Genomic DNA, 12,196 nt, shown 5'->3' with positions numbered 1-12,196 from the left:
TGGTGAAATAGGAATAAGATACTTAGGGGCACGAAATATTAAAGGCGGCGATCAACGATGAGTCTATTCTTCAAAGAATGGTCGGATCAGTTTAAGACTTATAATAAAAATATTAAACTCGCGATTTTAGCAAATCTCTTTTCCCAAATTGGGTTGGGAATGTTTATGGTTATATATAATTTTTATATTCGTGAATTAGGAATGAGTCAGGATGTTAACGGTCAGGTTATTTCCTTACAAGCACTAGCAACAGCTATTATTCTTGTACCTGCAGGAATTTTAAGTGATCGTTTAGGACGGAAAAAAGTCATGATCTTTGGGGTGCTTCTATCAGGCTCTGTGTTAATTTTTCGCAGTATTGTAGAATTTCAATCTTTCTTATTGGCGGCAGGTTTTGCTACAGGGTTATTTGTTGCGTTTTTACAAGTATCTTCTATTCCGTGGTTGGCAGAGAATTCAACAGCAAAGCAACGTGTACACTTGTTTAGTTTGCATGCAGCTATTATGACAGGTGCGCAAGTCATCGGAAGTATTTTGGGTGGGACATTAACGGATTTATTCGCGCTTGTAACTTCAGACCTACTAAGCATCCGGTATACGCTTATTATCGGGGGAATGTTTTATCTATTAGCATTTATTCCGATTGTGAAAATGACAGAAAAGCAAAAGGTTGTTGTTGAAAATAAAGAGAAGGTTAACCTAAAGGCATTTTTCGAAAAAAATAAAACAGGCTTTAAGGTGATTGCTTTATTCGCGTTTGCACAACTATTGATCGGATTTGGTAGCGGGTTAGTTGTTCCTTATTTGAATTTATATTTTGCGGATCGATTTGAAGCATCTAACTCTATTATTGGTATTATTATCTCATTAGGTCAAGGTGCAACGGCGATTGCGATGTTTATTGGTCCGTTAGTTGTAAAAAGACTTGGTGAGGTCCGAGCGGTAGTAACGTTACAGCTTCTTTCATTGCCATTTTTATTGATTACGGCATACACACAAAATCTTTGGCTAGCAACAATTGGATTTTTGTTTAGGCAAGCATTAATGAACGCGGGGAATCCAATTCAAGCCTCCTTAGTGATGTCAAAAGTCGATGATTCGATGAAAGGATTAGCCAACTCAGTGAACCAAATGGTCTTCCAGCTTGGTTGGGCTTTTATGGGACCTGTATCAACATCTATTGTACTGGCTTCAGGAGCCTATTGGGGATATGCACACGTCTTCAGTATCACTGCAGGCCTATATCTAGTCGGCTCCCTATACTTCTACCTCGTATTTAGATCAATAAAATAACAAAAAAAGGTGCCTGGCACTTGTCAAACTTTGACAAGTGCCTGGCACCTTTTTTAACATTGTAAATTATTATTCACAGCCAGTTTACGGTTGGTTTATATTGTGTTGGTATAATTTCCCTATACGGATAGTGGAGGGGGACAAAGGTTGCTACATAAAATAATAGATAAGAGTAAGTTTCACCGTGTTAGTTTACGAACAAGGTTGTTAGTGATCTTTATATTTTTATTAGTTGTTTCAATTGTTGCTGTTGGAGTCACATCCTATATGAAAGCCAAAGAGTTAACCATAGATTCCATTGAAAATCGTTTACTTCGTGAAGGAGAATTAATGGGATACATAGCTAGTAATCTAAAATTCACGTATGTAAGTGATGAAGAATATTTTATGCAACAACTTGACATGAATATTAAATCTCAAAAAGAGAAGCTAGATCAAGATGGAATAGCTTCTGATTATTTTTACATTCGTAATCGAGAAGTAATCCCGTTTTCTACTAGCAAGTCTTCACTGCCAACGATTTCTGATTCTTTAGTAACCACAATTATGGAATTAAAGGATGGCATTATTCACGAAAACATTAATGGGGAAGATTACACCTTAACTATTCAAGAGATGGAGGAAATCGAAGGTGTATATGTGTTACTTGTACCTACTACTTCCTATATGAGTGGAGTAAAACAGATGGCATATTTCACGGTTGGAATTGTTTTGCTAAGTATTCTCATATGCACAGTTGTTATTTATTTTTTTGTCAGGAGCTTAACAAATCCTTTGAAAGAGCTGAGGGAAACGATGCGAAAAGTACGAGAAGGAGATTTAAGGAATTCGGAAGCTATTCAAACAACCATTCCGGAGATTACTTCTTTAAATAAAAGTTACAATGCAATGGTTCAGCATTTGAAAATAATCTTGAAAGAGATAAAAGGAACTACACTGAAATTAGAATCAACAGGTGAAGAATTGCAGCAATCTTCTAGAGGAACGCTTGAATCTAGTCATGATGTTATTGATGCTATTCATGTTGTTAAACAAGGTGCAGAACAAACGGCAAGTAGTTCTGAAAATAATGTGGAAAGTTTTAGAGAAATGAAGCAAAAGATAGAGGAATTAATTTCTAGCATGGGTGAAGTGTTCGTAAATGCAGAAGAAATGAATGTTTCTGCCAGTAGTGGAGAAAAGAATACCTCAAAACTGATCCGTACGATTCATACATTTGAACAGGATTTTGCCCATTTAACACACACGGTTAATCAGGTTCAGGAAACCTCTAAGTCAATTAGTGAATTAACTAGTCTCATCCATGGAATAGCTGAACAAACAAAACTATTATCACTAAATGCAACGATAGAAGCAGCTCGAGCGGGGGATGCTGGAAAAGGGTTTGCAGTAGTAGCTGTAGAAGTAGGTAAATTAGCCGAGCAATCATCCAAAGCAGCCGTTAAAATAACTGATTCGATAATAAGCATGGAAACGATGACACGCAGTGCAGCTAACGAATTTGAAATTATGTTGACGAAAACAAGATCAACATTAGAAGTGTCGAATGAATCAAAAGAATCTATTGGTCAATTAATGCAAAATATTACCGACGTGAGTAATGAGTTACAAGAAATGCAAATTGGGTTAAAACAGCTTGAAGCTATTCTGCCTGGATTAGAACAAGGGACCGAAAGTTTTGTATCCATATCTCAGGAAACACTTGCAAGTACAGAAGAGATGTTAGCAAGCAGTGAAAATCAGGTACAACAAATGGAATCAACCCATACCCTTGGAGTAAGGTTACTGGAAATCTCAAAATCATTAACAAGTCACACAAAAACCTTTCATGTAAATGAATGAATGGGTGCCAGGCACTTGTCTGAATTTGATGAGTACCAGAGTGTTTACAGTTAGTGTATTGTTTGATCCGTTAGGTAGTGCGATGGAGTTCGTTATTATTTGTGGGGTGTTGTGTTATTAAATGATAATACACATAAAAAGACCAGCCAATAAACAGCTGGTCTTTTTAATATATAGAATGGGGAGGGAGTTTCGTTTAAAATTAGTTTTACCCGAATCGGCCAGAAATATAATCCTCTGTTCGACGGTCAGAAGGATTCGTGAAAATGGTATCCGTTTTATCATATTCAACAACTTCGCCATTTAAAAAGAATGCCGTGCGATCCGATATCCGAGCGGCTTGTTGCATATTATGCGTAACAATAATTATAGAGTAATCCTGTTTAAGTTCCTGAATTAAATCTTCAATTTTATGGGTGGATTTTGGATCAAGTGCAGATGTTGGTTCATCCATTAGAATCACATCTGGTTCGATCGCTAAAGTACGAGCGATACAAAGCCTTTGTTGTTGACCACCAGAAAGTCCATATGCATTTTCTTTTAAACGGTCTTTCACTTCATCCCAAATAAAAGCACCACGTAAACTTTTCTCAACAATCTCGTCAAGAATCTTCTTGTTTCGTATACCATGAATCCTAGGTCCATAGGCAATGTTGTCATAGATGGATTTAGGGAATGGATTTGGCTTCTGGAATACCATTCCTACACTCGTTCGCAATTCTTCTACTTTGAAATTCTTGCTTAAAATTTCTCTGCCATTGTACGTTATGATCCCAGATGTGTGAACGCTTGGTACTAATTCAACCATTCGATTTAACGTTTTTAAATAGGTTGATTTACCACATCCCGAAGGTCCAATAATAGCAGTAACTTCTTTTTCATAAACGGATAGATTAATATCCTTTAGAGCATGGGTGGATCCGTACCATAGGTTTAAATCCTTTGTATCGAAAACTATTTTTCTATTCTCATGCATTGCTGTAGGTCGGACAACACTTGTATCCATTTTAAAGTTCGTTTTCTCTTTCGCTACTGAAAGACTCATGATACACACTCCTCATATAATAAAATTCTTTTTTAGAATCGGTGTTGAAACTTGTTACGAATAATGATTGCTGCTGAGTTTAATAGAAATAGTAATAATAGGAGGACAACAATGGTAGCTGCGGCTAAATTTGCATACTCCTCCACTAAAGAGGAATCTAATGTCCAATAATAGATTTGCATAGGTAACGCAGTGAATTTATCCCAAATTCCTCCTGGAAACGGAATTAATAGTGCAGGTATTCCGATAACGGTTAATGGAGCTGTTTCACCAATTGCCCGTGAAAGAGCCAATATGGCACCTGTTAATATTCCTGGTAAAGCTGCAGGAAGGATAATATTTTTGATCGTTTGCCACTTTGTAGCGCCCATTCCATACGAAGCCTCGCTTAAGTGACTTGGTACCGAACGAATTGCTTCTTGAGCTGCGACAATCACGATTGGTAGAACAAGCAGGGATAAGGTAAATCCACCAGCGAGTACAATATTGCCAAAATCCATTGCACGCACAAAAATGGTAAGACCTAAAATTCCATAAACAATTGATGGAACCCCAGCCAGATTAGCAATATTAGTTTGGATAAAAGCTTGCAAGCGACCCTTCTTAGCATATAACTCAAGATAAATGGCTGTTCCAATTCCAATAATCATCGTAACTGGTGCCACTACAGCCATAACCCAAAATGTTCCGAGTATCGCTCCCATAATACCTGCTCTATTTGCGTCAGTAGAAAGCTTTCCTGAAATAAAATCCCAGTTTATCCAGCTGATACCGTCTGCAAAAACACGATAAATCAATATAGTAAGTACAACTAGCCCAAATAATGTAGCGATTAGAAAGGAGGACTTGAAAATGGTGTTTTTTATGATTCGACCATTCATTCGTTTTTTGACTTGTTCTGCATCAACATATTTCATTTTAGTATTCCTCCCTAAATTTACGAGAGATGTATCTAGCAAGTAAATTCATAATTAGTGTAAATACAAATAAAGTCATTGCAACGGCGTATAAGCTATAATAAATCGTTGATCCTGCAGGCGCTTCTCCCCCAGCAACCTCAACAATATATGCCGTCATTGTTTGCATGGATTGTGTAATATCGAATGTGAAATTCTTTGAGCTTCCACTTGCTATTGTTACTATCATCGTCTCACCAATAGCTCGGGAGATTCCAAGCACAAAAGAAGAAATAATTCCTGATAGGGCAGCTGGTATGACGATTTTAAATGTTGATTCTAGCTTTGTTGCCCCCATAGCCAGTGCGCCTTCTCTTATGGAATTTGGGACAGCGTTCATCGCATCTTCTGATAGAGAAGCGATCATCGGAATAATCATAACCCCCATGACAATTCCTGGGCTAAGAATGTTTGTTGCGGCTACATCAGGCCAAATCGATCGAATGACTGGAGTAACGAATGTAAAAGCAAAAAATCCATAAACGATGGTTGGGATACCGGCAAGTACTTCTAGAAGGGGCTTTAAGATACGCCTTACCTTATCAGAAGCATATTCACTCAAGTAAATTGCAGCCATTAATCCGATTGGACCGGCAACCAGCATAGCTATGAGCGATGAAATAATTGTTCCATTTAATAATGGAAGTACACCAAATTCAGGGTTTTGGCTTAACGGTTTCAGATTCGTCCCTGAGAAAAAATCCCAAATAGGCACTGCACTAAAAAAATGAATAGTTTCTATTAATAGTGTATAGATAATTCCAATTGTCGTTATGATTGATAGCGTGGCGAATAGAAAAAGGAGTATGGGAATAATTTTCTCAAATATAGTAAGAAAACTTCTGCTTTTTTGCTTTTGCTCAATCATCTCTCTAACTTGAACATTATTTTCTTTGGCTAACTTGCTGTTTAATGCCATGATTCAGGCACTCCTTCCAGAGCATATAAGTCAGAATAAGATGAGAGCATCATGCCCTCATCTTATTCGGTATATTTACATTTCAATGTTAGTTATTTTAGAGCTTCTAGTTCATCAACTAAAGTTTGTGCTTCTTCTTCTGGGATTGGAGCAAATCCTGTTTCTCCAGAAAAATCAATAGTGTTGTCCATAACATAGATTGCATAGTCAAGAACTTGTGGTTTTTCTTTTGCGTTATTTACATTTAAGTAAGTAAATACTGGGCGAGTAAATCCAGCATAGTCACCATCTTCAGCGATTGTGTCAAGAGATGGTTCTACTGGTCCATCCCCAAAGTCAACATGAACCGCATTTAGTTGGTCTTGGTTATTAACATAGTATCCGAAACCGAAGAAGCCAATTGCGTTAACATCCTCAGAAACAAGTGTTACTAGAGTTGAATATTCTTGTTGTAAATTAACATCATCAACTAAGTCTTGTTCCTCCAAAATTGACTCGTAGAAAAATTCATATGTTCCATGGTTTTCATTTGGTCCATACGTGTTAATTTTTTCGTCTGGCCAATCTGGATTGATATCAGACCAGTTTGTAACTCCGCCTTCAGCTAGAAAAATGCTCTTTAGCTCTTCCGGAGTCATTTCTTTAGCCCAATCGTTATCAGGATGTGTCACAAAAGTTAAACCGTCTAAAGCAACTTTTAACTCTTTTACTTCAATTCCAAGTTCATCTGCTTTAGCTTGTTCTTCATCTTTAATGAAACGAGAAGCATCGTTAAAGTCTGTTCCATCTTCGACTAGGAATTTTTCAAAACCAGCACTTGTACCAGAACGGCTTACTTCAACAGAAACATTTGGTTGTTCGTTTATCATATATTCTTCCGCTAATCGAGACATTAACGGATAAACAGTACCAGATCCATCAATAACAACACTACCCTCTAACTCATCTGAACCATTATTTTCTTCCTCATTTGCGTTAGTGTTGTCTGAAGATGTATCTTCTGTCTCCTCCGTATCGTTACTATCTGTATTGCTTTCCTCTGCGTCTGTTCCACAAGCTACTAGCATCACTGCAAGAGCTGCTACGAAAAGGAACATGAGATACTTTTTAAATTTCATTAAATTGTCCTCCCTATGTTTATGTTTTTTCTGGAAAGGAGGTGACCCCTCTCTCAATTGCAAGTATAGTATTCTAGTATTAATTGAATATATAGAGAATGTAAACGTTCTGTAAAATTGAAACTCTTTCATGATAGAAACGTAGAATACAGATGAGAGCTTTTAATAAAATGAAGGTAGTTGAACAGATAAGCTAAATTCCTCTGATGAAACTTTCAAAATCTTATGGACATTTTTTCTAAACATGATAAAATTTTAATAAGTAGATTAATAAGGGTGAGCAAATGATGAAGCTTTGGATAAGAAAAATAGCTGTCGTTCTCATAGCAATTTTGACATTAGGTATCTATACGCCAACCTATTTAATTGCGGATAAGGAAAGTAATGAAGTAATATCACCTAGCGAAAATGATGGTGGCCTATCCACTATAGATTCTAGTGTAGAGGATTCTACCCAATTAGATATACATATTGATTCGGCTGATGGAGACTATGTAGATGCAATGACCGAGATAGCTAGAGATCAAACAATAGCTAAATTAGGACCTCGAATTATTGAAAAAGTTGAAAATGAGTTTATGACACAAATATTGCCGAATATGGAAGAAGCACTTCAAACAATCCTGTTGGAAGCTGGAGAGGAACAATTGGTACATTATTCAGTTACCGAACAGCTTACAGAGGGATATGGTGAGAAAATATTTAATGTTTATGATCATCTGACGAAAAAGGATATTGCTAGATTTCATGTGAGACGGGATAATCGTCCGCAGGAAGGTTATTGGTTTAATTTTCATTATCATGTAAGTAAAGATGGTTTCGAAAATCACCATACGATTGGAGAAATATACTGGGATAAAAACACACCACCTAAATGGATGGCGTAAAAAGGAAAATAGATGAGCGGTTCGCCGCTTTGCTGTTTTCCTTTTTTAGTGAAGGAAAATAAATGCATGTGGTATTTTATACTATATCCGTGCAAATCAACCTAATTTTTGAAATAATTATTTATAGCCCATTGGAAAGGTTTACGATTGAGAGGTGTTTTAGATTGAGCAATAAAAAGAATTGGATTCAAGTAGATGGGTTAGACTTTTATTGGGAAATGGAGAATGGTAAGTTTCAGTTTGAAGGTGACGATGCTGTATTGTTCTGGATCGAAAGTGCGATGGGGTCGTTAATTGAATCAATAGAGGAAATTTCGGGTGAAGAGGCTTCCAATTTAGTTTTGGAGACGACTGGTTATCGTCAAGGGATTGTCGTTGGGGAGTATTTTCAAAAAATGAAAAATGTTGATGTTAATGAAGCTGCAAGGCTTATTACGAATACATATGCAGCTGCGGGTTGGGGCAACTTCAAACTTGGTAAATTAAATATGGAAGAATGTACAGCCACGGTATATCTAAAGGATAGCTGGGAGCATAAGATAAATATAGCTAAAGGGAAAAATCATGGTGGAATATTGCTCCCCGCACATTTTGCTGGAATATTTACAGAGTTATTCGGCACAAATATTTGGTACGATGTGGAGAAATACCAACTACATGGTCACGATTCAACCGTGGTTCATTATGCTCCTTTAGACATAACAGTAAACGATAATATCCATCGTCTATCAAGACAAAAAGAATTAGAAGAGATTATGAAATTAGAAGCCCTAGTTGAGGATAAAACGAGGGAATTAGAAGAGCTAATTACAAAATTATCCTCCCCAATTATCCCGGTATTGGATGGGATAGTTGTCGTACCATTATTAGGGAAATATGAGGAGAAACGTTCAGAAGAGCTTGTTCAAAAAACATTAGAGAAACTGCCGAAGCATGACGCAGATTACCTTCTGTTAGATTTAACAGGCTTGGATGAAGATATTAACGAGCATACAGTTAGTTTAATTGAGAAGTTAGGAACATCTACATCTATAATTGGGATGCAAACGATACTGGTTGGAATATCTCCAGCGTTGAGTAGGGTCATGGTACAATCTGGGGTGAAATTATCCGGTTTCGAATGCTTTTATTCGCTTCAACACGGCATACATTATGCATTAGCGGAAATGGGCCGAAGTATTCGTTAGATGGATTTATATTTACTAAAGTTAACCTCCAAAAAAGGAGGTTAACTTTTATTTCTCGTATAGCCTTGAAAGTTGAGCGTCGTATTCATGTTGTGGGTTATCCAAGTTAAATACGCGAGCGGTGTCACTATGCTCGTTTACATGCTGAATATATACTTGATTTCCATTGTAGGAAACATTTTTCATATCCGGAGATTGAGCGATTTCTTCAGCTCGTTGCTTGATCATTAACTTTACCTCCATTTTTTTAATGCGGTCCTTCCTCAAATAAACCGTTTAAATCAACCTCTTGTTCGTTGTGCATTTCATCAAGCGGAAATACTTTCGCTTTATCGCCATTTAATGGAACCTCTTGTAAATAAACAGGTATTCCATGATAGGAAACATTAATCATCGTCGGAGAACTCATAATTTCCTGCGCCCGATGCTTATCCATTCCAAATTCCCTCCCTTAGGTGCCAGGCACCAAGGTGCCTGGCACCGTTATTTATATTTTTTGCTTGTGTATTTCTCTTATCCAGGGGAATTTTTGGTTATAGTTGTTGATTATTGAAAGAAGATAAGCCATGGCCTCTGTTTATGGCCATGGCTTATCTTCTTTAGTGGCGTTTGTTCGGTAGTCTTTTCGCTTTGTTTGCGCTCGCTTGCCTTCTTTTTACTTGTTCATTTTTTCGTTTTCGCTCATTAAACTTCGCGACAAATTCGCTTGTTCCTTCCATGAAAACTATCCTCCTAAAGAAAGGCGTTAATCATAATTTAACCTTAAATTCAAGAAAAAATACATCTCATGTAAACAGAAAGGATTTTTAATTCCTCAACCATACTTCTTATCATAGGAACAGAAATATAGGGGAAAATAATAGGGGATCGTGGCAAATTAAGAAAGGAGCTTTCTTGTGGTTGTTGCAATTATCGTACTATTATTTGTATCTCTTTTCTTTTCTGGTAGTGAGACAGCTTTAACTGCTACCAATAAAATGAGGCTGCAAACGAAAGCAAATAATAATGATACAAAATCCAAAAAGCTATTGGATATTGTTTCGAAGCCAGATGAATTTATTACAACGATACTTATTGGAAATAACATTGCAAATATATTACTTCCAACTTTAGTAACCATGGTAGCAATTGATTATGGGTTTAATGTTGCTGTTGCCTCCGCAGTTTTAACAATTGTAATTATTATTTTCGCAGAGGTTATCCCTAAATCAATTGCTGCAGCATTTCCTGACCGGATTTCTTATATGATTTATCCGGTTATTCGTTTCTTAATTTTATTATTTAAACCTCTTACCATATTGTTGAATGGTATGACAGGTCTTATTGTTCGAGTTCTATCCAGGGGAGATGAAGAAAATAATACAATATCAAAGGAAGAGCTAAGAGCAATGGTTGACATAGCTGGTACGGAAGGTACGTTTAAACAGGAAGAATCACATCGGATTAAAGGAGTTCTTGATTTTTATAATTTGAATGTAAATGATGCATTAAAGACTCCGAGAGTGGATGTAATCGCCCTTCCTCTTCAAGCGACATATGAGGAAGTGAGAGATATCGTCATCCGTCATCCATTCACAAGATACCCTGTATTTGAAGATGGTTTAGACAGTATTGTCGGTGTATTTCATTCGAAGTTTCTCATCATCTGGTCGACAGAACCAAATAAACCTTTAGAATCCTTTATTGACATGGATCCATTAATTGTTTATGAATTTCATTCCATTGAGATGGTTTTTCGCAAAATGATGCAAGAGAAAAAACATATGGCCATAGTGATGGATGAGTATGGAGGTACAGAGGGGATATTAACGCAAGAAGACATAATTGAAGCAATGATAGGCCTAGAAATTCAAGATGAAACAGACCTTGCTGGTGAGTCTCTTGTAGAAAAGCTAACAGAAACAGAAATTATTTGTAATGGAAAAATTACATTGCATCGACTAAATTCTTTGTTACAAACCGATATCCCAGAAGATGAGGACGTGCTTGCAGCTTATTTACTAAAAGAATTTAATTACTTTCCAGAAGAAGGAGAAGTTGTTGAGAGGGAAGGGTTAACATTTTCCATATTAGGTATTGATGGCAGGACGATCAAACGAGTTCGAATTGTGAAAGGATAGTGGGGAAAAGGGAAAAGGAATCCAACTAAGAGCCGTTAGCGGAATGAAGAGCTACACTCCTCATTCCGCTATTTGTCTACTCCATCTTCAAACTGTTCTCATACCGAGTTGAAGATTTACTGAGCTCATAATTAACAGGTGTAAAGTTTATCATCGAATGCAAATCACGCCTACTTGGATGTTCTGGATCCATTATTTGGAATAGGTTTCTTTTACCACAATGGTTTGCGTCAGTTTTGATTTTTTACAATCAGAAAAATCTTTCTCCTCAACGAGTCCTAAATTAATGGCTGATTCCAATTTTTCTGTATCTGGTCTCCTTACTTCAACAATGAAATCATTTAAATTTAAATCCTCAAGCTTTTGAATTGTATTTTCATCATCATACCGAATTGATGAACGAATTTGTCGCTGGACTTTGTAATTTCCTCGCTGGATTTCACCTTTTGATTCTTTTCCAAACGAATCATCTAAAACCTCATGAAATTTTTTCTTTAAATATCTCATTTCTTGTTCAATGTCTTTTTTTTGATTGTTTAAGTCATAGTATCGTTTTATATCCTCTTCTGTTATTGTCGATGCCTCCCCCATAACACGAACCTCCATTCTAATCTAGTTAATATATACGTATGTTGGAGGACGTTCCTTCATGACAGATATATTAAATAGATTTCATCCAAATAGAGATTGTGACTGGACTTAAACACTCCGGTCACATGTTAGACGAGTATCAGGTTCAGTATTAGGAGACTATAATCCTAATTTGATCGTTTATATATCATTTAACGGAACCACGATCCACATCAAAGAAGGAGAGGAACCTCATTCC

At 36.7% G+C, this 12,196-nt stretch carries 13 protein-coding genes; 5 read left to right on the top strand and 8 right to left on the bottom strand.

Annotated elements, in window-relative coordinates:
* Window positions 1-57 precede the first annotated feature (57 nt).
* Together BMX40_RS09070 and BMX40_RS09065 are read left to right on the top strand one after the other, a co-directional pair.
* The gene (locus BMX40_RS09070; RefSeq protein ID WP_090869043.1) at window positions 58-1,293 is read left to right on the top strand and encodes an MFS transporter; all 1,236 of its coding nucleotides are present in this window, start codon (window positions 58-60) and stop codon (window positions 1,291-1,293) included.
* A 147-nt stretch (window positions 1,294-1,440) separates the two neighbouring features.
* Window positions 1,441-3,135 carry a methyl-accepting chemotaxis protein gene (locus tag BMX40_RS09065; protein WP_244513459.1) on the top strand — a complete coding sequence of 565 codons (1,695 nt, stop codon included), beginning with the start codon at window positions 1,441-1,443 and terminating at the stop codon, window positions 3,133-3,135.
* A 208-nt stretch (window positions 3,136-3,343) separates the two neighbouring features.
* On the opposite strand, the gene pstB is transcribed toward BMX40_RS09065, so the two are convergent.
* The 4 genes from pstB to BMX40_RS09045 all read right to left on the bottom strand — a co-directional run bounded on the left by pstB (window position 3,344) and on the right by BMX40_RS09045 (window position 7,173).
* Window positions 3,344-4,180, bottom strand: a complete 837-nt coding sequence (pstB, locus tag BMX40_RS09060) for a phosphate ABC transporter ATP-binding protein PstB (protein ID WP_090869042.1) — start codon at window positions 4,178-4,180, stop codon at window positions 3,344-3,346.
* Window positions 4,181-4,212: 32 nt separating this feature from the next.
* Window positions 4,213-5,097, bottom strand: a complete 885-nt coding sequence (pstA, locus tag BMX40_RS09055; protein ID WP_090869040.1) for a phosphate ABC transporter permease PstA — start codon at window positions 5,095-5,097, stop codon at window positions 4,213-4,215.
* Window position 5,098: 1 nt separating this feature from the next.
* On the bottom strand, window positions 5,099-6,055 hold the full coding sequence (gene pstC / locus BMX40_RS09050) for a phosphate ABC transporter permease subunit PstC (RefSeq protein WP_090869038.1): 957 nt from the start codon (window positions 6,053-6,055) through the stop codon (window positions 5,099-5,101).
* A 92-nt stretch (window positions 6,056-6,147) separates the two neighbouring features.
* A complete protein-coding gene (locus BMX40_RS09045) occupies window positions 6,148-7,173 on the bottom strand; it encodes a PstS family phosphate ABC transporter substrate-binding protein (protein WP_090869036.1) in 1,026 nt (341 codons plus the stop codon).
* A gap of 287 nt (window positions 7,174-7,460) precedes the next feature.
* Here BMX40_RS09045 and BMX40_RS09040 point away from each other — a divergent pair, with 287 nt between their 5' ends.
* Together BMX40_RS09040 and BMX40_RS09035 are read left to right on the top strand one after the other, a co-directional pair.
* Window positions 7,461-8,060, top strand: coding sequence for a YpjP family protein (locus tag BMX40_RS09040; RefSeq protein WP_090869034.1), 600 nt, complete (start codon window positions 7,461-7,463; stop codon window positions 8,058-8,060).
* A 164-nt stretch (window positions 8,061-8,224) separates the two neighbouring features.
* Window positions 8,225-9,247, top strand: coding sequence for an STAS domain-containing protein (locus tag BMX40_RS09035; RefSeq protein WP_090869032.1), 1,023 nt, complete (start codon window positions 8,225-8,227; stop codon window positions 9,245-9,247).
* A gap of 48 nt (window positions 9,248-9,295) precedes the next feature.
* Here the strand turns inward: BMX40_RS09035 and BMX40_RS09030 are convergent, their stop codons facing one another.
* From BMX40_RS09030 to BMX40_RS09020, 3 genes are all read right to left on the bottom strand, one after another.
* Window positions 9,296-9,475: an H-type small acid-soluble spore protein gene (locus BMX40_RS09030; RefSeq protein ID WP_090869030.1), complete on the bottom strand. Its 180-nt coding sequence runs from the start codon at window positions 9,473-9,475 to the stop codon at window positions 9,296-9,298.
* A 19-nt stretch (window positions 9,476-9,494) separates the two neighbouring features.
* Window positions 9,495-9,683 (bottom strand): H-type small acid-soluble spore protein, encoded by a 189-nt coding sequence (locus BMX40_RS09025; protein WP_090869029.1) that lies wholly within the window; start codon window positions 9,681-9,683, stop codon window positions 9,495-9,497.
* A gap of 163 nt (window positions 9,684-9,846) precedes the next feature.
* A complete protein-coding gene (locus BMX40_RS09020) occupies window positions 9,847-9,966 on the bottom strand; it encodes a DUF4023 family protein (protein WP_090869027.1) in 120 nt (39 codons plus the stop codon).
* Window positions 9,967-10,143: 177 nt separating this feature from the next.
* Between BMX40_RS09020 and BMX40_RS09015 the strand changes: the two genes are divergently transcribed.
* The gene (locus BMX40_RS09015) at window positions 10,144-11,367 is read left to right on the top strand and encodes a hemolysin family protein (protein ID WP_090869025.1); all 1,224 of its coding nucleotides are present in this window, start codon (window positions 10,144-10,146) and stop codon (window positions 11,365-11,367) included.
* A gap of 192 nt (window positions 11,368-11,559) precedes the next feature.
* Here the strand turns inward: BMX40_RS09015 and BMX40_RS09010 are convergent, their stop codons facing one another.
* Entirely contained in the window at window positions 11,560-11,958 is a 399-nt protein-coding gene (locus BMX40_RS09010; protein WP_090869024.1) for a hypothetical protein, read from the bottom strand.
* Window positions 11,959-12,196: the final 238 nt, after the last annotated feature.

The organism is Oceanobacillus limi, assembly GCF_900111445.1.
GTDB lineage: Bacteria > Bacillota > Bacilli > Bacillales > Amphibacillaceae > Ornithinibacillus > Ornithinibacillus limi.
Note: the sequence above shows the minus strand (reverse complement) of the source record. Positions and strands in the feature narration are given on the sequence as shown.

Coding starts and splice junctions, on each gene's coding strand:
- BMX40_RS09070 (WP_090869043.1), top strand. CDS start 58: ATGAGTCTATTCTTCAAAGAATGGTCGGATCAGTTTAAGACTTATAAT.
- pstB (WP_090869042.1), bottom strand. CDS start 4,180: ATGAGTCTTTCAGTAGCGAAAGAGAAAACGAACTTTAAAATGGATACA.
- pstA (WP_090869040.1), bottom strand. CDS start 5,097: ATGAAATATGTTGATGCAGAACAAGTCAAAAAACGAATGAATGGTCGA.
- pstC (WP_090869038.1), bottom strand. CDS start 6,055: ATGGCATTAAACAGCAAGTTAGCCAAAGAAAATAATGTTCAAGTTAGA.
- BMX40_RS09045 (WP_090869036.1), bottom strand. CDS start 7,173: ATGAAATTTAAAAAGTATCTCATGTTCCTTTTCGTAGCAGCTCTTGCA.
- BMX40_RS09040 (WP_090869034.1), top strand. CDS start 7,461: ATGAAGCTTTGGATAAGAAAAATAGCTGTCGTTCTCATAGCAATTTTG.
- BMX40_RS09030 (WP_090869030.1), bottom strand. CDS start 9,475: ATGATCAAGCAACGAGCTGAAGAAATCGCTCAATCTCCGGATATGAAA.
- BMX40_RS09025 (WP_090869029.1), bottom strand. CDS start 9,683: ATGGATAAGCATCGGGCGCAGGAAATTATGAGTTCTCCGACGATGATT.
- BMX40_RS09020 (WP_090869027.1), bottom strand. CDS start 9,966: ATGGAAGGAACAAGCGAATTTGTCGCGAAGTTTAATGAGCGAAAACGA.
- BMX40_RS09010 (WP_090869024.1), bottom strand. CDS start 11,958: ATGGGGGAGGCATCGACAATAACAGAAGAGGATATAAAACGATACTAT.